Raw genomic sequence first — 22,771 nt, 5'->3', positions numbered from 1 at the left:
TAAATAAAGAAAAACCATGTATAAATAACAAACCTCTCCCTAATTAATGGATTTAGAGGAGAACAAAGAGGATTACATTATATGATAATAGAACAACCTGCACGATGGCTACGTATCCTATATCCACATGCACTTTGGCGTATGGACAAGGAGGATCATTCGGTCTATCTGACATTTGATGACGGACCTATACCTGAGGCAACACCTTTTATCCTCGACATACTCGACCAATTCAATGCGAAAGCAATGTTTTTCATGGTTGCTGACAACGTTAGAAAATATCCTGAACTATATGAAGAGGTTATTCGACGAGGTCACAAAGTCGGTAACCATACCTATCATCACCTTGGTTCCTTTAGGCATTGGACATTGACATACGCAGTAGATGTAACGAAGGCAGACGCTTTACTCAATACCCCTTACTTCCGACCACCACATGGATGGCTCCGTCATACAGTTTATTGGTGGGTGAAACAGAATTATCGCGTCGTTATGTGGGATCTTGTAACACGAGATTATTCCAAATGGTTGACGGCTGATGATGTTGTAAAGAATGTAAAAAAATACTCACGAAATGGTTCTATCATTACTTTCCATGATTCTCTTAAAAGTATAGATAAACTTCGTACAGCACTTCCAGAATCGTTGCAATGGTTGAAAGAGCAAGGATATGCGTTTAAGGTATTCCCCGATGATCCCGCTGAAACCTTTTAATAATATATTGTCTTACAACATTAGTATTTAAATAAAAGGATAACATTCCATGGTATAACATACCATTCTACATGGCGTATCTCCTCACTAATTCACCTGTATCTGCTAAGAAAAGGTGCAGAAAGAAAATATTAAATTCATTGTATGTCATCAATAGATACTTTCAACACTAACACACATGGAATGGACTCCTCTGTTGTTCAATCATCAGTTATTAAGTCCTTAGCCCACTCGATGGGATTCTTTGCTTGTGGCATAGCAAAGGCAGCACCTGTTGATGAGGTAATTGCACTGAAATATCGACAATGGTTGGAAAAAGGAGAAGAAGCTTCAATGGCCTATATGGCCAACTACTTGGAGAAACGACTTAATCCTTGTCTCCTTGTTCCAGGTGTACGTAGTATCATATCGCTCGCCCTCAACTATGCACCTGCTCAACAGATACCAAAAGGGGAATACCAAATAGCAGCCTATGCACTCGGTCAAGATTATCATGACTTGATGAAACGAAAGATGAGAGAATTAGCAACAAAGATAGCAGAACAGTATCAAATTCCTCAAAATAAAGAAGATGAAGAGCCTACCATACGTTGTTTCTGTGACACAGCTCCTGTCCTTGAACGCTATTGGGCACAGAAAGCAGGACTTGGATGGGTTGGGCGTAATCATCAACTCATTATTCCTCATGCTGGATCTATGTTCTTTTTAGGTGAAATATTCCTCCCATTTGACACCGATAATTATGATGAGCCAATGCCCAATCGGTGTGGCAGATGCCATCGATGCATTGATGCGTGTCCTACCAGAGCCATCATTCCTGATGAGGATTTCCATGCCGAACGCTGCTTATCTTATCAACTAATAGAAAACAGAGGAGAATTATCTGACGAGGCAAAAGCAGCTATGGGTGATACAATCTATGGTTGTGACCGCTGTCAAACAGCATGCCCATGGAATAGATATGCAACACCAAACACGGAACCAACGCTGCAACCAAAGCCCGAACTACTTAGTATGAGTAAAGAAAAGTGGCATAATCTTACCGTTGAGGAGTATCAGCGTTTGTTCAAAGGTTCAGCTGTAAAGCGTGTTAAGTTCGAAGGTCTTAAACGAAATATCACCGTAAAAAAGTTTTAAATAAACGAGAACACACAATTGTGACTCAGCGTTTATGGTTAGAAGTAACATTTGTTCCTACCTGCAGCATTGGCATTAACTTTGTTGCGTAGGTTTATAAAGAGATAATAACATATTACAAACAAAATAGATAAAAACATGGCTAAAGTAGAAAAAGCAGTTGTATTCAAGTCTAACGAAGTTATAGACTATTCTGAAGGTGGCGTAGTAAGCAAAGAATTGGTACACAGCAATGCGGGTAGTATAACCTTATTCAGTTTCGATGCTGGTCAAGGACTTTCAGAACATACGGCACCATTCGATGCTTTTATTCAAGTTGTCGACGGAAAGATGGAACTGACAGTTGATAAGGTTAAGCATATCATCAAAACGGGCGAAAGTTTCATCATTCCAAGTGGAGCTCCCCACTCAGTGAATGCACCCGAAAGATTTAAGATGATTATTACAATGATTAGAGGATAGCATTGTGAGTTGACGAGTTGATAAATAAAACAGCTCGACAAGGTAACAAGTTCTTTGATAAATCTGGTAAATGTTTTTCAAGGATTACAAAACCTCAAAAACAAGAATAAACAAGTTGACAAGTTGCTTGAAAAAGGGAATTAGAGCCTTAAACTACAGCGACTTGTCAACTCGTTTTGTTAATCTACTAAATACTTTAGTAGCGTGATTATTTACTTGACTATAACTTGAAAATCACTTTCAAAAGAGCGTGGATGCCGACCTATTAATACTGTATTCAACAAACAATTAGCCACCATCTCCTCATTAGTAAGGTCAACCTTAGGTTCTTTCTTTACTTCCTTACCAAGTAATACTTCCCATGGACCATTAAAATCATGGTCATCAGCTCCGAAAAACATCTCATTTGTATCAGGATCCTCCATCAACTGATAACGAATCTGCTTCTTAGATGCGACAGGATTAAGTGTTAACAACAAGTCGTATGCATTACCAAACTGAGTACGCAAATGCCTACCTTTAGGAAACATCAGTCCGATTAGAGGATAAATCTCATCAAAACTGTAAGCTTGGAATAATTCTTTTAACTTCATATATAAACTTATAATATATTGTAAACTAGCACTTTTCTCACATTACAATACTGAGATAAGCAAATAATAATCACACTATTCTATTGCAAAGTTACATTATTTTTTTGATACACTTGCAAGTTAGAACATTAATTCGTATATTTGCAACATTATCACTAACCAGGGATTAATTTGAAGAAAATGACTCCCTACTAAACATTCAATACACATGAGAAGAGATCAAGAAATTTTTGACCTTATTGAGATGGAACACAAGCGCCAGCTCAAAGGAATGGAGCTGATTGCATCTGAGAATTTTGTCAGTGACGAAGTAATGCAAGCTATGGGATCCTACTTAACCAACAAGTATGCTGAAGGTTATCCGGGTAAACGCTATTATGGTGGTTGCCAAGTGGTTGACAAAGTTGAAACACTCGCTATTGAGCGCGTAAAAGAACTCTTTGGTGCTGAGTATGCCAACGTGCAGCCACATTCTGGCGCACAAGCTAACCAAGCAGTCTTGCTTGCCGTACTGAAACCAGGCGACACATTCATGGGACTTGATCTTGACCAAGGTGGCCATCTCTCTCATGGTAGTGAGGTGAACACATCTGGTATACTCTATAATCACGTCGGTTATACGCTCAATCCTGAAACAGGACGTGTAGACTATGATGAGATGGAGCGTCTTGCACGTGAACATAAACCTAAGCTCATCATTGGTGGTGGTTCTGCCTACAGTCGTGAGTGGGATTACAAGCGTATGCGTCAGATAGCTGATGCGGTTGGTGCTTTATTGATGATTGATATGGCTCATCCAGCTGGTCTTATCGCAGCAGGTTTGCTTGATAATCCTGTAAAGTACGCACATATTGTTACAACCACAACTCACAAGACATTGCGTGGTCCTCGTGGTGGTGTTATTCTTATGGGTAAAGATTTCGCTAACCCTTGGGGTTTAACAACAAAGAAGGGCGACTTAAAGCCTATGTCAATGCTCTTCAACTCTGCCGTATTCCCTGGCAATCAGGGCGGACCATTGGAGCATGTTATCGCAGCTAAGGCTGTAGGTTTCGGTGAAAACCTCCTTCCAAGCTGGAAAGAATATGCAATGCAAGTGAAGAAGAATGCATCCGTACTCGCACAGGCACTCGTTGACAAGGGCTTCAGTATCGTTAGTGGTGGCACGGATAACCACTCTATGTTGCTCGATCTACGTCAAAAGTATCCAGACCTTACTGGTAAAGTTGCTGAGAATGCACTCGTGGCAGCAGATATCACAGCAAACAAGAATAAGGTTCCATACGACGAGCGTTCTGCTTTCCAGACCAGTGGATTACGTCTTGGTACAGCAGCCATGACTACTCGTGGTTGTAAAGAAGATATGATGTTGCTCTGTGCCGAGCTTATCGACGAAGTCTTATCAGATCCTGAGAACGAACAGGTTATTAAACGAGTTCGTGAGAAAGTGAATGAGACAATGAAGGATTATCCTCTTTTCGCTTACTAAACATAAGAATTAAGAGGTATCAACTTTATAAGATACTAAACAACAACAGAGGTGTGCCAAATGAATGGCACACCTTTTTATATAGTATAGAAAATAATTAGTTCTTCCATTAAATGCGTAGATATGGCTTTTGAATGTTCTTAAGCTATTAAAGAAAATAGCAATGCGTACTTTTTCTATACAATGCACAATATTCTGTTAGCTGAAAACAACCAAGCTGCATTTTAAGGAGCTATACTCTAAATCTTAATCAATGCACAAATCTATCTATTTAACAGGAGAACCCAAAGACATTGTATTTGTGTATAAAACAAAAGATGAATCTTAATCACTTCATCCAAACAATATGGCTTATGTATTCCCAGAACATATCTGATGGAACACATAAGCCAAGTTATAAAACTATCAATAAATTACTTTAAAAAGAGATGTAAGCTAAACAAATATCCCCTACTCTCCCGTATAGAACTTAATAAGCTTTGTCAGACCCAAATTACAAGCTGGACAAAACTCAGGATGCATATTCGTACGCATACGGCAGTCTGGGTATGCACGATAAACACCATGCTGAGAATAGCCTGCAGGCTCATAAACTCCAACCTTCCACTTATCTCGACGAACATTAGCTTTGTCAAGATCGGCTGGTTGTGGTGTTGGTATAGGAGTTTTCTTGTCAATAAGCTTTTCCCATTTACCATGGAAATCTACTAAGGTAGTCAAGTTTGGCTCCCAAGGTTCCACATCAGTAGGGTACATATTAATCTGTTCTTTCTCGTACGCATATTCGTCTCCCAAACCTGCAAAAGAATGCCCAAACTCATGAACAACAACAGGTTTGAAATAAGAGTTACGGACCATTGAGAGGTTATATGAGTTAAGAATACCTCCTCCACCATACTTTTCTGTGTTGACGAGCACTATAATATGCTCATAAGGCGTACCAGCCAACCAGTCGTGTAGGTCTTTCAAATGCAATGTTGTAAGATATCGATCACTATAAAACGTGTCGAAATGAGAGTGAAGAGCTGTGTTTTTCCATATACCTTTTGATGGTTCTGAAGTGCCACTCTCTACAGAAGGTGCTTTAACTGCAATAACATTAAAGCGTTGACGCAATGATTTAAACGGCTCGTGTGCGAAAAGAGCTTCATTAGCAGTTTGGCATGCCTCAATGAAATTAGGCATCTCTGCTTCAGTATATCCCTCTGCAATGTATGCAATATGAATACAACGTGTCGTATCGGCAGCTTTCTGTAATGTTTCGTAAGGCGTAACAGAATGCTCGCCAATATGACGAATAAGAATATCCTTTGGATTAACTGTATGACTCATAGACACAGTTGGTTGACGACGATTGTTTCTTAATTCAACTGTGATATCCACAGTATCTTTGGGGAAAGGAACCAGGAAAACATTTTCAAAGGATTTTTCTGACGGCTTCTTTGCTTCATCATACGTTAACCATTCTTGGAAAAGAGTTGAGAAAGAATTGCGATAAATAACTTTCTGCGTACGATGATCACGAACAATTACCTGTCCGTTCCCTTCAACAGGGACCTCTGCTAAACGTTCATGTTTACCATACCAGTGCGGAATACGTGACAACTCGTCTACAGCAATCGTCTGATGCTGTGCATTACCAGCAAAGATGTAATCTAAACGAAGAGTTGCATCATCGAAATAACGACTGAAATCTTGGGCAGAAACAGTCATAGCGAGCGCCAAGAATAAAAGTGTAATAATTTTCTTCATAGGTCTTTAATTAAATCCGGAATTTTCAAATTAAATTATATAAGCAGGAAGAATACAGAAAAGAAGATTACTATCCTTACTTATTTATATCTATTGCAAAGTTATCAATAATAATGAAGAAAGACAAAAAATAAATGCTATAATTCACTGCAAGAGATTGTTAAATCTCAAGAAAAATAATCATAGTGGAATAGACCTTGGATAATTATAGATTACAACGTGAGGCTATTTAATTAGTTATGACGCTATGAAGAAACAGAATATGTACTTTCATTAATAGTAAAAACAAAAACGTAAAACAAAAATTTGGTCGTTTGTTTTTTTTGATGTATCTTTGCAGCGCATTACCGCCGATATGGCTCAGTTGGTAGAGCAACGCATTCGTAATGCGTAGGTCCCCGGTTCGAGTCCGGGTATCGGCTCCATTAGCGGAATTAGCACATCGGTAGTGCACGGGCTTCCCAAGCCTGTGAGGCGGGTTCGACTCCCGTATTCCGCTCACAGATTATAAAATTAAAGGCATCCTTTCGGATGCCTTAAATTTTATCTACAGAAAGTATTCATCTATTATAAAAGAATAGAAAAGAACTAATCAAAACTCCTGCTTTCTACAATATTGTAATCGGCATATTTTTTATCAACTACAATTAGAAAGAAAGGTTGAGTAAAATAAGTTTGTACTTTTCCTTGTTCTAATTTGTAAAGCAAATCAAGCTGTTTGCCTTTAAGAGTTAAAGAAAGAGGTTCTAAGACCGTCTTTCGATTAGTTTGTGGAAGGATAAAAGCTATTGCAAATTTCTTATTAAAATCAATCTTTGTCGGTTCACCTCCCTTACCCATGAATGTAGCTTCACCAAATTCCTTTTCAAGAGATGCTCGTGACAATATCTTCTTTATAGTCGGTCTCTTTTCAGTACCAACATGGAAATAATTGCGGGCTTCCATAAAATTAATTTCCCTTGAACTATTAACTACTGCCTTATTACTGCCACAGGATGATAACAACATAATAACGGCAGCAAGAGCTAATATAATTCGTTTCATAATATACTCTCTTATCAAATAAATTTATATGTACAACTTTCTAATTTGATATGCTAAAGACTTGTAAGCATAAACAACACCATTTTGACAGTCTGACCATCAATAAAATATGTCATCGTGCACAAAATTAATTAAATTATATCATTCTAAGACTTTTGATGAGTTAAAGATAGTTAACCGCGTGTGTGGCACAACTTTTGCAGCTTATAGAATATATTTATTGAGATTCAATATAATAAATTATCAACTAAAATAAGAATATATGGCACATGGACATGATGTACTCCACATGATGGAGGGCAACACTTACGCAACAAAAGAAGACTTGGTAAAGGCTATCATTGCTCGTTTTGGGACAGAAGAACGATTCCATACTTGCTCAGCAGAGGGTATGGATGCTAATGAGATTGTTGATTTCTTGGCAGAGCGTAGCAAGTTTACCTTGGTTCAAGGAGGTTTCACAGTTGATACAAGTAAAATTTGCAACCATTAAGATTAAAGATTATTAGAAAAATTAAATTCATTGCTCTATACATTAGAGCTTAATAAAGTCAATAGATTATGATTAAAATTTATGGAATGAAAACTTGTCCAGACTGTATTGCTGTAGACAAGCATGTAGAAGGTGATAATCGATACGAAATAATTGATATTGGTTCACATATAAAGTATTTGAAAGAGTTTCTCCACCTTCGTGATAATAATTCAGTCTTTGATGATGCTAAGAAACATGGATATGCTGGCATCCCCTGCTTCGTACTTGAGGATGGTACTGTAACATTATCACCAAAAGAAGCTGGAATTAACCTAAATGAAACACCTGCAGCATCTTGTCGCCTTGATGGTTCAGGTTGCTAATAAATAATGAAATCCTTGTCGTCTTGAAAAGCTGTTTAAACTAAGATGACAAGGATTCATTTCTTCTGTCATCGTTTATAACATTGAAATACTTTATTATTTGCACTTTACAGACAATATAAAAAGGTTCTTCCATTAAATGCGTAGGTTGGAAAAAGAATAAAGGCTTATGCACTTGCAGGGTATGACTGTACCAAATCAGATGGTCTTACATTGGAAAATAAACTACAAGATAAGATGCAGAAAAGGCAAATTGATGCTATGTCTGTTCATTAGCATGTCTTTCTGCCTATACATATAAATTATTACCATAACATCGGTGTCTGTAAATATTTTTACGCAGTTCAAAACTGACACATACTCTTCTGGCTTCTAAAAGACGCCTGATTACCGTGCAATAGATGCTCTTTTAGCGTGTTACTAACGCCCTTTTGAAGTCCAACTAAGCACCTTTTAAGAATGACTTGATAACCAGTTGATTGGCCGCTGGTTATAAACTTACTTTTTGCATTTGTTTTTTATAGTTGCAGATGATATGTCTGAAATTATGTAATGACTTTTCAAACTCTTGTCTGTATTTTGAACGTATTAAAATAAAAAGGTTGTTTTGCATTGGAGGGTGATGATAGAATGGACAGTTGACTGCCTTGCCCATGTATTTTGTTTGATGAATCACTTTGAGTCTTCTGTTAAAGCTGTACAAAAAGTATCCACGCATTTAACGGAAGAGCCAATAAAAAATACAGAGAAAATAAACTAAAGACTTATATTGTTTTCTAAACAAGTGATGCACCAGCACATTCTATACTAATTGTTTCTGTATTATAACATTCTTAATACACTATTTCGTGATTAGTCCTTTAAAGGCACATAGAATACTATCTACAATTAAAAGAGGCAAATCAAAAAAAGCACCCCATAAAAGGAGTGCTTTCTATTTATTATGAAAAGACTATTTTGCATACGCAACAGAACGGATTTCACGGATGACTGTAATCTTAACTTGGCCAGGATAAGTCATCTCATTCTGAATCTTTTCCGCAATCTCAGAACTTAGCTTCTCACTTTCTGCATCATCCATCTTATCTGCTCCTACGATTACTCGAAGTTCGCGACCTGCTTGAATAGCATAGGTCTTCGTTACACCAGGGTAACTCATTGCTATTGCTTCAAGATCATTTAGTCGCTTAATATATGCTTCTACAATTTCACGACGTGCACCTGGACGTGCTCCGGAGATAGCATCACATACCTGTACGATTGGAGCGAGAAGAGTTGTCATCTCAACTTCATCATGGTGCGCAGCAATAGCATTACAGATATCTGGCTTCTCTTTATACTTTTCAGCTATTTTACCACCATAAAGAGCATGTGGTAAATCCGTTTCTTCATCAGGTACCTTGCCAATATCATGTAACAATCCGGCACGTTTAGCTTTCTTCGGATTCAAGCCTAACTCACTTGCCATAACCGCACAGAGATTGGCTGTTTCACGAGCATGCTGTAGAAGATTCTGCCCGTATGAAGAACGATATTTCATCTTACCAATAATACGAATCAACTCTGGATGAAGGCCATGAATGCCTAAATCGATAGCTGTACGCTTGCCCGTCTCTATAATCTCATTATCAAGCTGCTTCTTCACCTTTGCTACAACTTCCTCAATACGTGCAGGATGAATACGACCATCTGCAACAAGCTGATGAAGTGCCAAACGACAAATCTCACGACGAACAGGATCAAATGCAGAAATGACAATTGCTTCAGGCGTATCATCAACAACTATCTCAACACCTGTTGCTGCCTCCAAGGCACGAATATTACGACCTTCACGCCCAATGATACGTCCTTTAACTTCATCACTATCAATGTGGAAAACACTAACAGAATTTTCTATAGCTGTTTCAGTTGCAACGCGCTGAATAGTTTGAATGACAATCTTCTTTGCTTGTTGATTAGCATTAAGTTTTGCTTCGTCAACAATTTCATTAATATAAGAAGCAGCATCAAGTTTAGCTTGATCTTTCAGACTCTCTATCAAACGCTTTTTTGCTTCTTCTGAACTAAGTCCTGAGAGTTCCTCAAGCTTCATTCTCTCTTGCTCCTGCATCTTCTCAAGATCCTGTTGCTTAATTTGTAGCAACTTCTTTTCATTATCAACGCGCTGCTGTTGTTGCTCAACATCTTGCTTACGGCGATTTATTTCCTCTTGACGCTGATTCAACGTTACCTCACGCTGCTTTAAGCGGTTTTCACCTTGCTGAATTTTCAGTGTACGCTGCTGAACTTCTTTTTCAAGTTCACTTTTCTTATTAAGGAATTTCTCTTTAACTTCAAGCAGCTTCTTTTCTTTAATAACTTCTGCAGCCTTTTCCGCTTTATCCATTGTATCCTTATACTTTCCAGTTAAGATATAACGAAAAAAAGCAAACCCTCCAGCACATCCTGCTGAAAGACATACCACAGCTATTATAACTGTTACAATTGGACTCATTGATTATTTATATGAATTAAATTAAATATTCTTATTATCACTTCAGTGCATCTTCTATTTCTGAAGTGAGTTTACTAAGAATATCATTGAATGGAGCTGTATCATTACGTACACCTTCTTTCTTATATCGCAATGCAATATCAAGCATAGCCATATATATAATATCCTTATCTCCCTTTTTCCCCTTAAAAAGAGTAGAATAAGTATTAATTGTGTCGGTAATAAGTTTGGCTGCCGAACGATAATACTCCTCATCTTCTCGTGGAACATTTACGGAAAGTTCTGCATCATATACATGCAATCTTATATGTAGCTTATCGTCTGCCATTGTATTCTAATTTATTTCTCACTTAGAAGTGTGATACACTTATTTACATCCCGGATAAGTTTGGCAACACGCTTCTGTGCGGTTTCCATGTCTCCATCCGTAACTTCAAGCATCTTGGCCATTTTCAACGAATTATAATCAGCTTGTGCTTGAGACAACTCCTTTTGTAGCTGCTTTATCTCCTGCTCACGCTGATCAACAAGCGTGTACAACTCGTCATTCTCTTTCTTCAGTGTTTCGTACTGAAGAATCATCTGGCGTACACGCGTCGCAAACGTATTCAGAATCTTCTCATTTGCATTCATAGCTAATATATTCGTTTTGGCTACAAAATTACATTAAAGTTTCTATTTAAGCAAATATATACCTAATTATTTTGACGATGAATCATCCGCAGGCTTTGGTTCTTTCTTTGCAAGCATCACTATCTGATAAACAAAATCTGATGTCCACTTACGGCTAAACCCAAGACGCTGATTATACTGCCGAACAGCCATAACAGACTTGATAACTCCCGGATCAGAAAAGCTGTTTTTACCAAAAATATCGTTTACCGTCTTTTCTGTCATCGTATAGATTGCTTTCTTAAAGAAACCAGGAACACGCAATTTGAATTTCATCAAATTACCAATCAGCATCATCAAATCTTGTGTGTAGCCTTGGAACTGATAAAGATAAGGCTGAATATCTTGCATCTTCTTACAATTCTTCTTGATGCTTGCATCTATCTCATCAAAGAAATTATCATCTACATTATAAATACTTTTCATAGTCTTACGCACACTGGCTTTTTCTCCAACTCCCAACTTGTTATTGAGTGTTGGTACACGGAATGTTTGCTTGTATGTACGAAGGTCTGGTAACATAGCTAAGTTATTGATACCCAAACGAGCTGCTAACACTGCTTGAAAGTAAACTCGAACAAGTGTCATGTAATCTTCCATTCCACCAGTCTTAGCTTGTTCAGCATCTTTTTTTCCAAAGAGTTTTGATAAGAATCCCATATCTTTTGTTTAAAGTTTTAAAGTTATTAAGATAAATCTTTTGATTTTACTCGATTGCAAAGTTAATAAAAAACATGAAAAACGCCTATTAAGCAAATGATTTCTCATTTTCACAGCTTTTAATCAAATTAAATTTATTACCTTTGCAATCAAGATATACTATATTATAAATGAAAGCGTGTAACAGCAAATACTTAACGAGCATATTGGTTATTCTCTACGACATAGTCCCTTTGAGTATAACCTCATTGCTATCTATACACGTACTGACAGCGAAAAGCGCTGAAAGTTTTCATGGAATTAATGCTTAAACATATAGAGAGAGTCAACAACTACTAATTAAAAAACAGATATCAAACCATACTATTATGAAAGGAATTGTTCTTGCAGGTGGCTCTGGCACACGCCTCTACCCTATCACAAAAGGAATAAGTAAGCAGCTTATACCAATTTATGATAAGCCCATGATTTACTATCCAGTATCCGTTTTGATGCTGGCTGGAATTAAAGAGATTCTTATTATTTCAACTCCATTTGACTTACCAGGTTTCAAACGTCTTTTAGGAGATGGAAGTAGTTTTGGAGTACGCTTCGAATATGCCGAACAGCCTTCTCCTGACGGTCTTGCACAAGCTTTTATTATTGGAGAAGAGTTTATAGGTAATGATTCTGTGTGTTTAGTTTTAGGAGACAATATCTTTTATGGAGCCGGATTTAGCACACTATTACGGAATAGTGTGAAGAGGGCGGAAGAAGACAACAAAGCAACTGTCTTTGGTTATTATGTAAATGATCCTGAAAGATATGGAGTTGCAGAATTTGACCATAATGGGAAATGTCTTAGTATAGAAGAAAAACCTGAACATCCTAAGAGTAACTATGCTGTTGTGGGACTATATTTCTATCCGAACAGTGTTGTTGAGATTGCTAAGAACATAAAGCCATCACCAAGAGGAGAGTTAGAGATTACGACTGTCAATCAATGCTATCTTAAACAAGAAAATTTAATGGTACAGACACTCCAACGTGGCTTTGCATGGCTTGACACAGGAACACATGATAGTTTATCTGAGGCAAGTACATTCATAGAGTGTATAGAGAAACGACAAGGACTTAAGGTTGCTTGTTTAGAAGAGATTGCATACAAAAAAGGCTGGATAACGACAGAAAAATTAAAAGAAGAGGCACAGCCAATGATAAAGAATAACTATGGTAAATATCTTCTTCAACTTGCAGAAGAGAATAAGAATACAAAATAAATCCTTTACAGAATAATAAGAAAAATAATAAATATGGAAGAAACAACTAAATTAGAACAAGGGAAGGAACAAGAAGTCCGTGAAGGGCTTTCTTCCTTTGATTTTGCCACCCTTTATCGAACAATCGTTCTCAATTGGTATTGGTTTGTACTGTCATTAATAATCTTTGGCAGCTTAGGAGCGATTTATCTTCGATACACAACACCAATGTATCAGTCTACTGCTAAATTATTGATTAAAGATGAAAGCGGTAGTAACAGACGTGGACAGTCTTTACAAAACATGTCAAACCTTGGTATCATCTCAAACTCAACTGGTATTGACAATGAGATGGAGATTCTTACATCACACTCTCTTGCAGAAGACGCTATTAGAGACTTAAAGTTATATGTTAACTACTCAACAAAAGGACGAGTTAAAGACGTTATCTTATATCGTAACCAACCACTTAATGTTGATGTTGACCCAGAGCATCTCGAGAAATTAAATGCGCCTATCGACTTAACAATTACTAAGGACAGTATCTTCTACATCGTCAGTGGAACATACTATGTACCCACAAATGACAACTCAAACGAGGGACCTTATTCTATCAACAGAAAGATAACAAATCTTCCTGCTACTATAGCAACTCGTGCTGGTATTATTACGATTAGCTCTAATTACGGACATACATTAAAGAATTCAGATGTTCTGAACGTTAGTATCCTTTCACCACGAATGGCAGCTAACAAGTATACAAGTGAGTTGCAAGTTTCTCAAACAGCAAAATCAACCTCTATTGCACAGTTACAACTGACTGATGAGGTACCACAACGTTCTCTTGACTATTTGAAACAATTAGCCATTGTATATAATCGTCAAGCAAATGAAGACAAGAATACAATTGCACTTCGTACAGATAAGTTCATTAATGATCGTCTGTCTAAGATTAATACAGAACTTGGCAAGACTGAAGGCGAGCTACAGAACTACAAACAGAAGAATGGCATTGTTGAACTACAAATGAATGCAGGCAACTCTGTTGCTAATCAGAATAATTCTGAACTTAAACTTGCTGACGTTGAAACACAGATAGAGTTGTTCAACACCATTGCAAGAGAAGTTGAAAGCTCATCTCGTAACCTCACTCAGGTAATCCCATCTAATGTTGGATTGGATGACCAGAGTTCAACATCCTTAATTAATAAGTACAATGAGTTAGTACTTGAACGTAACCGTTTGTTACGTAGCGCATCTGAAAGCTCACCTGTAGTAGAACCACTTACAGCTCAGATTCGCGAACTAAATGGTAACATTCGCCGTGCAATAGCAGCGGCCCGTCAAAACCTACTTATTCAGCGTGATGCAGTTTCTGCACAAGTAAATAAGTATAACGGTCAGGTAGCAGAGACTCCACAACAGGAGCGTATGCTGACACAGATTGATCGTCAGCAGGAGGTTAAGTCTGGACTTTACCTTATGTTATTGCAAAAACGTGAGGAAAATAGCATTTCTTTGGCTGCTACCGCTGACAAGGGTAAACTTATCGATGACCCACAGTTAGTAGGAAAGATTAGTCCTAAGTCAACTTCTATTATGATGGTTGCACTTTTAATTGGATTAGTAATCCCTGTTTTAGTAATACTTGTACTACAATTCTTCCGATATAAGATTGAAGGTCACGATGATGTTGCACGCCTTACTAAGCTACCTATCATCGCTGATGTTGCAGTTGCAAGTAACAAAGCTAAGGGTAAAGCTGATATCGTTGTACACGAAAATCAGAACAACCAGATGGAGGAGATTTTCCGATCTATGCGAACCAATCTTCAGTTTATGCTGAAAGAAGGTCAAAAGGTTGTACTCTTCACCTCATCTACTTCAGGTGAGGGTAAAACCTTCAACGCTGCTAACCTTTCTGTTAGTTTTGGTCTCTTAGGCAAAAAGGTTATTTTGGTTGGTCTTGATATTCGTCGCCCACGTTTGGCTGAATTGTTTGGTATCAACGATCATAAGCATGGTATTACAAACCTCCTTGTAAAGGATAATCCAACAGCAGAGGAACTACAAGAACAAATCTTACCTTCTGGTGTTAATAAGAATTTGGATTTACTTATGGCTGGTCCTATTCCTCCTAACCCAGCGGAGCTTATTGCGCGCAACTCATTGGATATCATCATAAATCTCTTGAAAGAAAAGTATGATTATATCATGATTGATACTGCTCCTGTTGGCTTGGTTACTGATACGCTCCAGATTGCACGTGTTGTAGACGCTTCAATCTATATGTGTCGTGCAGACTACACACCAAAATCAAGTTTCAACCTGATTAACGCACTTGCAAACGAAAACAAGTTCCCAAATATGGCTATCGTCCTTAATGGCATCGATATGTCTAAGAGAAAGTATAGCTATTACTATGGTTATGGTGGCTATGGAAAATATGGTAGATATGGTAGAGCAAGTTATGGTACAAGCTACGGACAGTATGGTAACTATGGCAACTATGGTAACTACACAAATAGTCACTATGGAAATAAGAATGATAATTCTGTAAAGAGATAAACTCTAAAACAAGAGAATAATTCTAAAAAGACAATGATAATTGCAGTTGACTTCGATGGCACCATCGTAGAACATAAATATCCTAAAATCGGTAGCGAACTTCCCTTCGCTACCGATACTCTTAAAATGCTGATTAAAGACGGCCATCAACTTATCTTATGGAGTGTTAGGGAAGGTGATTTACTCCAAGAAGCTGTTGACTGGTGTCATGAACGTGGGGTCGATTTCTGGGCTGTTAACAAGGACTACCCTGAAGAGGAGAAGGAAAAGAACAATCATTTCTCCAGAAAACTAAAGGTTGAGATGTTTATTGACGACCGTAATCTTGGAGGATTACCTGATTGGGGGACTATCTATCAAATGATAACCAACCATGAGACATGGGAGAGCCGCAACTATGCTCATCGCTCTTTTGAAGATCATCAACCTCCAAAAAAGAAACATTGGTGGAATTTTTGATAATAGGACTTACTTCCCCAAGACGCACAGATCGATTTAAGAGTCTCAAAGATTGAGATTACTTAATATAAAATAGGAGATAATCACAGTTGATTATCTCCTATTTTATATTGAGCAACTACACCTTTTCTTTATTCCAAGTAGGTTTCTATAATAATGATCAACAACAATGGTTGTTAACAAATAAAAATCTAACTGCATCTATCAAACTTTAAGGACTTATTTACCAAATTTTGATATATTAGGAACAGTCTATAGTTGTTCACTTGAATCTATTTTATCTAAACTTGATTTCAGGCTTAGAGTCTTCCAGCCTCACCCAAATAACTATCCTTAAAACCAAGGAAATACAAGACACCATCCAACCCTATAGTGGTAATATTCTGTTCTGCTGTTGCCTGCACACGAGGCTTTGCATGAAATGCTATACCTAATCCTGCGTCAGATAACATAGGAAGGTCAATAGCTCCATCACCAACAGCGATAGTTTGTGCAAGATTAACCTTTTCTACTTGAGCAATTAATTTTAGTAGCTCTGCTTTCCGTTTGCCATCAACAATCTCACCAACGTAACGTCCAGTTAACTTATTATTCTCATCTATCTCAAGCTCATTTGCGTAAACATAGTCAATCCCATATTTCCGCTGAAGATATTCACCAAAATAAGTAAACCCTCCACTTAATATTGCTATCTTATATCCACACTGCTTTAACACGGTCATCAAGCGATCTACACCTTCCGTGATAGGCATTGACCTTGCTATATCCTCCATGACACTGGCATCAAGACCTTTCAATAAAGCAACACGTCGTGTGAAACTTCCTTTGAAATCTATCTCACCACGCATAGCTTGTTCTGTAATTTCAGAAACCTCTTTCCCTACTCCAGCACGCTTTGCTAATTCATCTATACATTCTGTTTGTATGAGCGTAGAATCCATATCAAAACATATAAGTCGACGCATTCGCCTATACATGGTATCCTTCTGTAAAGAGAAATCAATACCTTGTTCATGACTCATCTGCATGAGGTCTGCTTGCATCTGTCTGTAATCTTTTGGAGTACCACGCAACGAGAATTCAATGCAAGCTCTCACACTTTGATTACTTTTACGTATACTTTGACGACCCGTCAAACGTAGAATAGAATCAATATTCACTCCCTGCCCTGTAATCACACGTGTTGCCCCTTCGATATTGCGTGCAGAGAGAGATCTACCGATAATGGTTAGAATATATCTATTTTTACCTTGCTCATTAACCCAATCTTCGTATTCATTGTCTGCAACTGGGGAGAAGCCAATATTTACACCAAGCTCCGTAGCTTTAAATAATAGCTCTTTCATTACTTGCCCAGCTCCTTTTTCATCAATACGAATAAGAATACCGAGTGACAATGTGGAATGGATATCTGCTTGACCAATATCTAAGACATGTGCATTATAATGTGCGAGGATAGCCATTACTGCTGTTGTCAGTCCTGGCCTATCTTGTCCTGTAATACGGATAAGGATTAGTTCTTCTTGTTCTGCCTTTGTTTCTTCCATAAATAATAGTTTGTAAATACAAAAGTACTCATTTTATATGAAATGAACAAGATTAGCACACCTTTTACTTTTGTATAGCACATCTACGATCTAATAAATAAAGAAATTAGTGCCTTATTCCCTATATAGAATGTTGATTCTCTGAACTAAGAATCTTCAAAATTATAGTACGATTAAGATTACAAAAAGTAAAGGATTTATTATGCACAATTCCTATAACATTTTAAATTTCATTTTCCTGTCATATTTAACATTTCATAAAATGACACTATAAACCAACAAGTTAGATAGACAATTCGGATGACAGGAATGACAGGAAAAATATTTTTAAAGAATGAATTACTGTCAATGCTATTTAAAAAATAACTTATATGATAAAAGTGGGTCTTTTGAATTTTGAAGTGATAATAATTCGCCTAAGCTTAGGTCTCCGACGAAATGTCACACAGAGAAAAGGAGAGTATGAAGGGTTATCAAATCAAAGCACTGATAGTCACGGAGACGCCATCGATGCGTGGAACAACGGAGATATTTTGCCTATTCCATTAGCAATTTATACACAAAGCGTTTCTCCCAAAAGACTAATTAGGAATCTGTACACTACACTTCCGTCTCTCTTTATGCCATCGGCACCTCCGTAATATAACCTTTGCCTCCAACCTCTCCGTAACTCTGTGTACCTTATTATATAAGAGTTTTAGTTTATCATTTCATATCTCGGAAATTCAAAAAAATGATTATTAGAAGTCTGAGTTGGTTATATGTCAAAGGGTGAATGAATAAGAAACGAGTAAGTTTCTTTCCCTTTCTTTATTCTGCAATGCCTCAAAGAACCTTCTACGATAACAATTTTCTCGTAGAAAACGAAGTAGACGAGAAGAAATCCAGACTATAAACTTTGAGTTTCTTACATCTTCGTTAGGGAATTTCTTCAAAGCCGTTTTTCATTGAGGTATTAATACCGACAACATTCTGGTAACCAAAGTCCTTATATAAGATAAATCAATTTTAATGGAGTGTTGTAACTATGAAAATAAAGCTTCTCAAATAGTTATAAGATGCAAGATGTGCAATAAAACAAATAATCTTCAAAAATAAATCCCGATTTCTTTGGATTTCTCAAGAATGTTATATACATTTGCCAACGAGGGTATAACTAATAATAGGCTTATGGTCGTAACTCATTCTTTGAATGGATTTCACTCTCCGTCTACGGAATATATCCTTCTTTTTCGTGACGTTTGAGAGCTGGCTGAAATTAGGACAACATAATTTCAGCCATAAAATTTTATATACATTTTGAGTTATCCACTTTTTAATGCTTATTAATTTTACAGGCCCATGAGACGATATTTAAACTCATTGCCCGACCATCCAGAAAACAACGTGAAGTACCATTACGGTGGTATCAACTCTTCTTACAATCGTATCGGCAGATTGATGCTTCGTGAGGACGGAAGTGGTGCTATCGAGTATTACTATGGTAAAATGGGTGAGGTCTTTAAGACGGTACGTACGCTGATTATGCCTAATCAGGCAGTGGCAACCTACATCACGCAGTGGAAATATGACAGTCATAACCGCCTATTGGAAATGATTTACCCCGATGAGGAGAAAGTAACCTATGGCTGCAACCTCGGTGGGCAGGTAGACCACGTCCGTGGTTACTAGGCTTATTTTAATACTTGAATTATTCTATTTATGTACAAAAATCAGTTATGGCAGTGTTATTCAATTTGTATACTATGAGGAAGATTTTTTTATCGACTACTTTGATAATATTAATTATAAATACTTTGTCTTCATGTAACTGTTTTTATAAACGAAAGACTTTAAGAATTGCAAATAGTATATCTGCAGCAGAATCTCAAGAGCGAGGTGCGCTTGTGTCTATATATAAAACAGATAGAACTGCAATAGTATTTGATAGTATATGTATTCACATAAAAGGATCATTTGTAGAACATCCGTATAATTACAGAGATTACAATAGTGAAGCATTAATAGTTGATAGAGATAGCTACCAATTTATAATTATCTTATCAGATAGTGATAACTTGCAAAGCAAAGGTTATGGAGAAACTTGGGAAATAGATAACATTCCTGCATTTGAAGCACCGTACACGCTTAATTATTATTTTGAAAGGCAAGTTCCACCCGATACCATTGTGGTTACAATCTATGACATTCGTGATTTACCTAAGAAAAAAGTTATAAAGGAAATATCTTTTTACAAGCCACAATAGCAATAGAGAACAGAATGTATAACATTAAAACAGCAAGACTATGGTAAACCATATATAGATTGTTTGAACTTACCCATACAAGGGTATGCCCCAACACCCATATAAGGGTAACGGGCAATGCCCTTGTATGGGTATTAAAAGCCGTAAGCAATAAACAGGAAAGAATAGTGTTTTATATAGTTGATAACCATAAACAATTAAGAACATGCGTAGAAGTACTGGACGTCTCGAAAATCACATGAACACTATGGGATGGAAAATCTCCAATAAACATTATGCGAAATGGAAGAAAATGTGGGAAAATCTTTTAAAGCACCTCAAACTCGCATTGCTCCAATGAATCTTGGTGGTGAGAAAAAACGTAATATGAATGCTGGAAAACAAGATTAAAATCAACAGCTGTATACGGAAGAACTATTTTTTGGAAAGAAACTAAATAAAAGATTAATAATGAGATTTTGTGCTATATTGATACTTTCTGTGATTTCAATTCTAAATAGTTTAGAATTGAAATCACAAACTGTTGTAAAAATTTTAAGCAATGGTTGTAAGGTAGAGAGAAGTTTATTTCTAAACGAAAAAAAATCGGGGTGTATAATAAACGAGGTAGATTGGTTAAATTGTCCGCAGATGATATCAAATATCAAAAGATATTTTTAGATCAATCTTACAGCCTGATTGATTATGGAATAATTCTAAAATATCCCGAGGTCATATATAAAGATGCGTGTATTATTGCTGATATTTTGTCAAGTTATGACCCAAGCGAAATCTTATCGTTTACAAAGCCTATAGGGGAGCGAAAAAAGATTTCTATACAAGATATCAATAAGTATTACACGTATCTTGATGCCAGTGTTGACTATGTATTTAGTATTAACATTATAGTCAAGGATAGTCTTATTACCCAATATAGTTATACTTACAAGCCCAATATGTCTGACGTCATTATTTCATATACATGTGTATTTACTTATGATAAAAATAAACGAATAGTAAAATTAAAAAAAATATATAGACGACACTATGAAACAAAAGAAATCATATATGAAAACAAATAACACACGATTTTTGGTAATGTTCCAAATTGGGACTTGTCAAAATAAAAAGAACAATAAACGTGGCACACAAACGCCAAGCCATCGCAGCAATAAATGAAAGAATGTATAGCATTAAGAGACATTTTAAAAAAGGGTAAATCGCGCACAGGAAAAGTAGAGCAGGGAAATATATATGGTATTCTAAAAGACTCTATGAAGGCATATAATAATTGGATTAAAAACCTTAAAAACAAAGGAAAGGAATTTAGGTTTGAAATCGATAAAGATGTAGATCCAGATAAGGCAATGCCAATACTTGACAGAATAAAAAAATATTCCAACCATAGAAATTGACTTATGAAAAAGTTTGTATTATTTAATTTTTTGTTGTTACTCTTGTTTGGTTGTAAAGACGATACGAATATGATTAAATGTAAAGGAATTCCCGATGTAAATCAAGCGTTTGCTTATATGTATTTCAAAACAGAATATGAAGGATATTTGTTTGGAACCTATACAGAATATGAAGAATTATCAGAAAAAGAATTAGAAAATCCAAATAATATTCCCAAATCAACAGACGAGGCAAATATTTATAAAACTATCGATGGAGGAAAAAATTGGGTTAAAATAAATTCAAGTTTAAATTATAGTTATTTTAACATAGGTACTCAACTAAATGATTATATTTATATTTTACGAAATGATGTGAGAGAAAATTATAATTTTAGTATTGTAGCTTTTGATATAAAAAAGAAAATATTAAAAATTTTACAAATATAAAACCGATATCTGCAATTTGGACTAATAATAGTAAAATATTTTATACGAATAACAGAGGTCCAATAAAGCTATACTCATTAGATAAAAATCAAAATATAGATAGTATTGATATTGAAAATTATGCCTTGCAAGGTTTAGGTATAAACGAAAAGTCATATGCAATTTTTAGTAGTGGTGAAACCTCGTATTTTGGAAGTACAGAAAAAGAAAATAAAGAAATAAGACTTTCTATAACGCCCCAAAGTATAGTAAGACAAGGTAATAATACTATAATAATTGCTGGGAACACGTTAACAGATAAAAATGAAATTTCAATAATAAGCTATAAACCCAATGCACGGCAATCGAGGGTTATAAAAATAATCAAAAATTATTCTATCATTAAAAACTTACAATCTAATGACAAAGCAATAATAGGTTTTATTGGTAATATAAAAGGTGCTTTTACAGAATACGATTTGCTTTATAGTTTAGATAAAGGCAAAACTTGGCAAATCAAAAAGTTAGAAGAGCCAAACTATGTACGCCCCAACTGTCTAATTAATAATATTGTTTATATATACAGTGGTGGTGCTAGAATGCAAAAAATAGTATTATAGTAGTGGTTGTATCTTATAAAACACATACAACACGGTAATGCTTTAATTTGGGAATTATCAGAATAAATATCTGATAATCAATGTAGTTATAAACAATTAGGTATAAAGGTAGAGATCGATTCTCTGCCTTTTGCTATTTTTACGCAAAAAAATGATGAGCCAACAAAAAGTTTTTGGAATTATTGCTGTCCGGTAAAAAACAAACTGAAAGCTCTGTATCTCTTTCCCATCGGTGTTGCAGCCGTTTTACTTATCCAGGGGCTTGGTTTTCAGTTTCAAACTGTAAGCATTATAAAATGTGCTTTTTTGACAAGGAAAGCCCTATAATAACCAAATAAATTAATGAAATCATAAGTTTAAGCCTATTTTATCTAACACAGATAACTTCCAAAAGTTTTATCGGACACCAATAATTA

General features: G+C 36.2%; 22 protein-coding genes and 2 tRNA genes. 16 read left to right on the top strand and 8 right to left on the bottom strand.

All coding sequences use genetic code 11. The features are described from left to right. The first annotated feature begins 81 nt into the window (after positions 1–81). The 3 genes from HMPREF0666_RS08485 (at position 82) to HMPREF0666_RS08475 (ending at position 2,313) form a co-directional block, all read left to right on the top strand. Positions 82–714, top strand: a complete 633-nt coding sequence (locus HMPREF0666_RS08485) for a polysaccharide deacetylase family protein (RefSeq protein WP_009011988.1) — start codon at positions 82–84, stop codon at positions 712–714. Between the two features lie 144 nt (positions 715–858). Further along, complete coding sequence (queG, locus tag HMPREF0666_RS08480; protein WP_009011987.1) at positions 859–1,851, top strand: tRNA epoxyqueuosine(34) reductase QueG; 993 nt, start codon at positions 859–861, stop codon at positions 1,849–1,851. Between the two features lie 138 nt (positions 1,852–1,989). Next, on the top strand, positions 1,990–2,313 hold the full coding sequence (locus HMPREF0666_RS08475) for a cupin domain-containing protein (protein WP_009011986.1): 324 nt from the start codon (positions 1,990–1,992) through the stop codon (positions 2,311–2,313). A gap of 212 nt (positions 2,314–2,525) precedes the next feature. On the opposite strand, the gene HMPREF0666_RS08470 is transcribed toward HMPREF0666_RS08475, so the two are convergent. Further along, positions 2,526–2,906 (bottom strand): hypothetical protein, encoded by a 381-nt coding sequence (locus HMPREF0666_RS08470; RefSeq protein WP_009011985.1) that lies wholly within the window; start codon positions 2,904–2,906, stop codon positions 2,526–2,528. Between the two features lie 208 nt (positions 2,907–3,114). Between HMPREF0666_RS08470 and glyA the strand changes: the two genes are divergently transcribed. After that, positions 3,115–4,395: a serine hydroxymethyltransferase gene (gene glyA, locus HMPREF0666_RS08465; RefSeq protein WP_009011984.1), complete on the top strand. Its 1,281-nt coding sequence runs from the start codon at positions 3,115–3,117 to the stop codon at positions 4,393–4,395. Positions 4,396–4,845: 450 nt separating this feature from the next. Here the strand turns inward: glyA and HMPREF0666_RS08460 are convergent, their stop codons facing one another. Further along, positions 4,846–6,147: a M64 family metallopeptidase gene (locus HMPREF0666_RS08460; RefSeq protein ID WP_009011983.1), complete on the bottom strand. Its 1,302-nt coding sequence runs from the start codon at positions 6,145–6,147 to the stop codon at positions 4,846–4,848. Between the two features lie 349 nt (positions 6,148–6,496). Here HMPREF0666_RS08460 and HMPREF0666_RS08455 point away from each other — a divergent pair. Beyond that, a tRNA-Thr gene (locus tag HMPREF0666_RS08455) sits at positions 6,497–6,572 on the top strand. Positions 6,573–6,575: 3 nt separating this feature from the next. Beyond that, positions 6,576–6,646, top strand: a tRNA-Gly gene (locus HMPREF0666_RS08450). An 89-nt stretch (positions 6,647–6,735) separates the two neighbouring features. Here HMPREF0666_RS08450 and HMPREF0666_RS08445 read toward each other — a convergent pair. Further along, positions 6,736–7,191, bottom strand: a complete 456-nt coding sequence (locus HMPREF0666_RS08445) for a hypothetical protein (RefSeq protein WP_009011982.1) — start codon at positions 7,189–7,191, stop codon at positions 6,736–6,738. Positions 7,192–7,453: 262 nt separating this feature from the next. On the opposite strand from HMPREF0666_RS08445, the gene HMPREF0666_RS08440 reads away from it, so the two are divergent. Both HMPREF0666_RS08440 and HMPREF0666_RS08435 read left to right on the top strand, forming a co-directional pair. Then, positions 7,454–7,684: a YecH family metal-binding protein gene (locus HMPREF0666_RS08440; RefSeq protein ID WP_009011981.1), complete on the top strand. Its 231-nt coding sequence runs from the start codon at positions 7,454–7,456 to the stop codon at positions 7,682–7,684. Positions 7,685–7,752: 68 nt separating this feature from the next. Further along, complete coding sequence (locus tag HMPREF0666_RS08435; protein WP_009011980.1) at positions 7,753–8,049, top strand: hypothetical protein; 297 nt, start codon at positions 7,753–7,755, stop codon at positions 8,047–8,049. Between the two features lie 952 nt (positions 8,050–9,001). Here HMPREF0666_RS08435 and rny read toward each other — a convergent pair. The 4 genes from rny to HMPREF0666_RS08415 form a co-directional block, all read right to left on the bottom strand. After that, on the bottom strand, positions 9,002–10,543 hold the full coding sequence (gene rny / locus HMPREF0666_RS08430; protein ID WP_009011979.1) for a ribonuclease Y: 1,542 nt from the start codon (positions 10,541–10,543) through the stop codon (positions 9,002–9,004). Positions 10,544–10,580: 37 nt separating this feature from the next. Then, the gene (locus HMPREF0666_RS08425; protein WP_004360862.1) at positions 10,581–10,871 is read right to left on the bottom strand and encodes a cell division protein ZapA; all 291 of its coding nucleotides are present in this window, start codon (positions 10,869–10,871) and stop codon (positions 10,581–10,583) included. A gap of 11 nt (positions 10,872–10,882) precedes the next feature. Further along, positions 10,883–11,176, bottom strand: coding sequence for a hypothetical protein (locus HMPREF0666_RS08420; RefSeq protein ID WP_009011978.1), 294 nt, complete (start codon positions 11,174–11,176; stop codon positions 10,883–10,885). Between the two features lie 66 nt (positions 11,177–11,242). Then, positions 11,243–11,875 carry a hypothetical protein gene (locus HMPREF0666_RS08415; RefSeq protein WP_009011977.1) on the bottom strand — a complete coding sequence of 211 codons (633 nt, stop codon included), beginning with the start codon at positions 11,873–11,875 and terminating at the stop codon, positions 11,243–11,245. A 368-nt stretch (positions 11,876–12,243) separates the two neighbouring features. Between HMPREF0666_RS08415 and rfbA the strand changes: the two genes are divergently transcribed. Genes rfbA through HMPREF0666_RS08400 form a run of 3 tightly spaced genes read left to right on the top strand, consistent with a single transcriptional unit; the run spans position 12,244 to position 16,140 of the window. Continuing rightward, a complete protein-coding gene (rfbA, locus tag HMPREF0666_RS08410) occupies positions 12,244–13,134 on the top strand; it encodes a glucose-1-phosphate thymidylyltransferase RfbA (RefSeq protein WP_009011976.1) in 891 nt (296 codons plus the stop codon). Between the two features lie 33 nt (positions 13,135–13,167). Beyond that, a complete protein-coding gene (locus tag HMPREF0666_RS08405; protein ID WP_009011975.1) occupies positions 13,168–15,681 on the top strand; it encodes a polysaccharide biosynthesis tyrosine autokinase in 2,514 nt (837 codons plus the stop codon). Positions 15,682–15,714: 33 nt separating this feature from the next. Further along, complete coding sequence (locus HMPREF0666_RS08400) at positions 15,715–16,140, top strand: BT0820 family HAD-type phosphatase (protein ID WP_009011974.1); 426 nt, start codon at positions 15,715–15,717, stop codon at positions 16,138–16,140. A 299-nt stretch (positions 16,141–16,439) separates the two neighbouring features. Here HMPREF0666_RS08400 and serB read toward each other — a convergent pair whose 3' ends face one another. Continuing rightward, complete coding sequence (serB, locus tag HMPREF0666_RS08395) at positions 16,440–17,687, bottom strand: phosphoserine phosphatase SerB (protein WP_009011973.1); 1,248 nt, start codon at positions 17,685–17,687, stop codon at positions 16,440–16,442. Positions 17,688–19,028: 1,341 nt separating this feature from the next. Between serB and HMPREF0666_RS08385 the strand changes: the two genes are divergently transcribed. The 5 genes from HMPREF0666_RS08385 (at position 19,029) to HMPREF0666_RS08360 (ending at position 22,355) form a co-directional block, all read left to right on the top strand. Further along, positions 19,029–19,358, top strand: coding sequence for a hypothetical protein (locus tag HMPREF0666_RS08385; protein WP_009011971.1), 330 nt, complete (start codon positions 19,029–19,031; stop codon positions 19,356–19,358). Between the two features lie 74 nt (positions 19,359–19,432). Next, on the top strand, positions 19,433–19,933 hold the full coding sequence (locus HMPREF0666_RS08380) for a hypothetical protein (RefSeq protein ID WP_232214084.1): 501 nt from the start codon (positions 19,433–19,435) through the stop codon (positions 19,931–19,933). A 1,154-nt stretch (positions 19,934–21,087) separates the two neighbouring features. Further along, a complete protein-coding gene (locus tag HMPREF0666_RS08370) occupies positions 21,088–21,327 on the top strand; it encodes a hypothetical protein (RefSeq protein WP_009011964.1) in 240 nt (79 codons plus the stop codon). A 3-nt stretch (positions 21,328–21,330) separates the two neighbouring features. Continuing rightward, positions 21,331–21,756 carry a hypothetical protein gene (locus tag HMPREF0666_RS08365; RefSeq protein ID WP_009011963.1) on the top strand — a complete coding sequence of 142 codons (426 nt, stop codon included), beginning with the start codon at positions 21,331–21,333 and terminating at the stop codon, positions 21,754–21,756. Positions 21,757–21,881: 125 nt separating this feature from the next. Then, complete coding sequence (locus tag HMPREF0666_RS08360; RefSeq protein WP_009011962.1) at positions 21,882–22,355, top strand: hypothetical protein; 474 nt, start codon at positions 21,882–21,884, stop codon at positions 22,353–22,355. The last annotated feature ends 416 nt before the right edge of the window (positions 22,356–22,771 follow it).

Source organism: Prevotella sp. C561, assembly GCF_000224595.1.
Classification (GTDB): domain Bacteria; phylum Bacteroidota; class Bacteroidia; order Bacteroidales; family Bacteroidaceae; genus Prevotella; species Prevotella jejuni.
Note: the sequence above shows the minus strand (reverse complement) of the source record. Positions and strands in the feature narration are given on the sequence as shown.

Coding starts and splice junctions, on each gene's coding strand:
- HMPREF0666_RS08485 (WP_009011988.1), top strand. CDS start 82: ATGATAATAGAACAACCTGCACGATGGCTACGTATCCTATATCCACAT.
- queG (WP_009011987.1), top strand. CDS start 859: ATGTCATCAATAGATACTTTCAACACTAACACACATGGAATGGACTCC.
- HMPREF0666_RS08475 (WP_009011986.1), top strand. CDS start 1,990: ATGGCTAAAGTAGAAAAAGCAGTTGTATTCAAGTCTAACGAAGTTATA.
- HMPREF0666_RS08470 (WP_009011985.1), bottom strand. CDS start 2,906: ATGAAGTTAAAAGAATTATTCCAAGCTTACAGTTTTGATGAGATTTAT.
- glyA (WP_009011984.1), top strand. CDS start 3,115: ATGAGAAGAGATCAAGAAATTTTTGACCTTATTGAGATGGAACACAAG.
- HMPREF0666_RS08460 (WP_009011983.1), bottom strand. CDS start 6,147: ATGAAGAAAATTATTACACTTTTATTCTTGGCGCTCGCTATGACTGTT.
- HMPREF0666_RS08445 (WP_009011982.1), bottom strand. CDS start 7,191: ATGAAACGAATTATATTAGCTCTTGCTGCCGTTATTATGTTGTTATCA.
- HMPREF0666_RS08440 (WP_009011981.1), top strand. CDS start 7,454: ATGGCACATGGACATGATGTACTCCACATGATGGAGGGCAACACTTAC.
- HMPREF0666_RS08435 (WP_009011980.1), top strand. CDS start 7,753: ATGATTAAAATTTATGGAATGAAAACTTGTCCAGACTGTATTGCTGTA.
- rny (WP_009011979.1), bottom strand. CDS start 10,543: ATGAGTCCAATTGTAACAGTTATAATAGCTGTGGTATGTCTTTCAGCA.
- HMPREF0666_RS08425 (WP_004360862.1), bottom strand. CDS start 10,871: ATGGCAGACGATAAGCTACATATAAGATTGCATGTATATGATGCAGAA.
- HMPREF0666_RS08420 (WP_009011978.1), bottom strand. CDS start 11,176: ATGAATGCAAATGAGAAGATTCTGAATACGTTTGCGACGCGTGTACGC.
- HMPREF0666_RS08415 (WP_009011977.1), bottom strand. CDS start 11,875: ATGGGATTCTTATCAAAACTCTTTGGAAAAAAAGATGCTGAACAAGCT.
- rfbA (WP_009011976.1), top strand. CDS start 12,244: ATGAAAGGAATTGTTCTTGCAGGTGGCTCTGGCACACGCCTCTACCCT.
- HMPREF0666_RS08405 (WP_009011975.1), top strand. CDS start 13,168: ATGGAAGAAACAACTAAATTAGAACAAGGGAAGGAACAAGAAGTCCGT.
- HMPREF0666_RS08400 (WP_009011974.1), top strand. CDS start 15,715: ATGATAATTGCAGTTGACTTCGATGGCACCATCGTAGAACATAAATAT.
- serB (WP_009011973.1), bottom strand. CDS start 17,687: ATGGAAGAAACAAAGGCAGAACAAGAAGAACTAATCCTTATCCGTATT.
- HMPREF0666_RS08385 (WP_009011971.1), top strand. CDS start 19,029: ATGAGACGATATTTAAACTCATTGCCCGACCATCCAGAAAACAACGTG.
- HMPREF0666_RS08380 (WP_232214084.1), top strand. CDS start 19,433: ATGAGGAAGATTTTTTTATCGACTACTTTGATAATATTAATTATAAAT.
- HMPREF0666_RS08370 (WP_009011964.1), top strand. CDS start 21,088: ATGAAAGAATGTATAGCATTAAGAGACATTTTAAAAAAGGGTAAATCG.
- HMPREF0666_RS08365 (WP_009011963.1), top strand. CDS start 21,331: ATGAAAAAGTTTGTATTATTTAATTTTTTGTTGTTACTCTTGTTTGGT.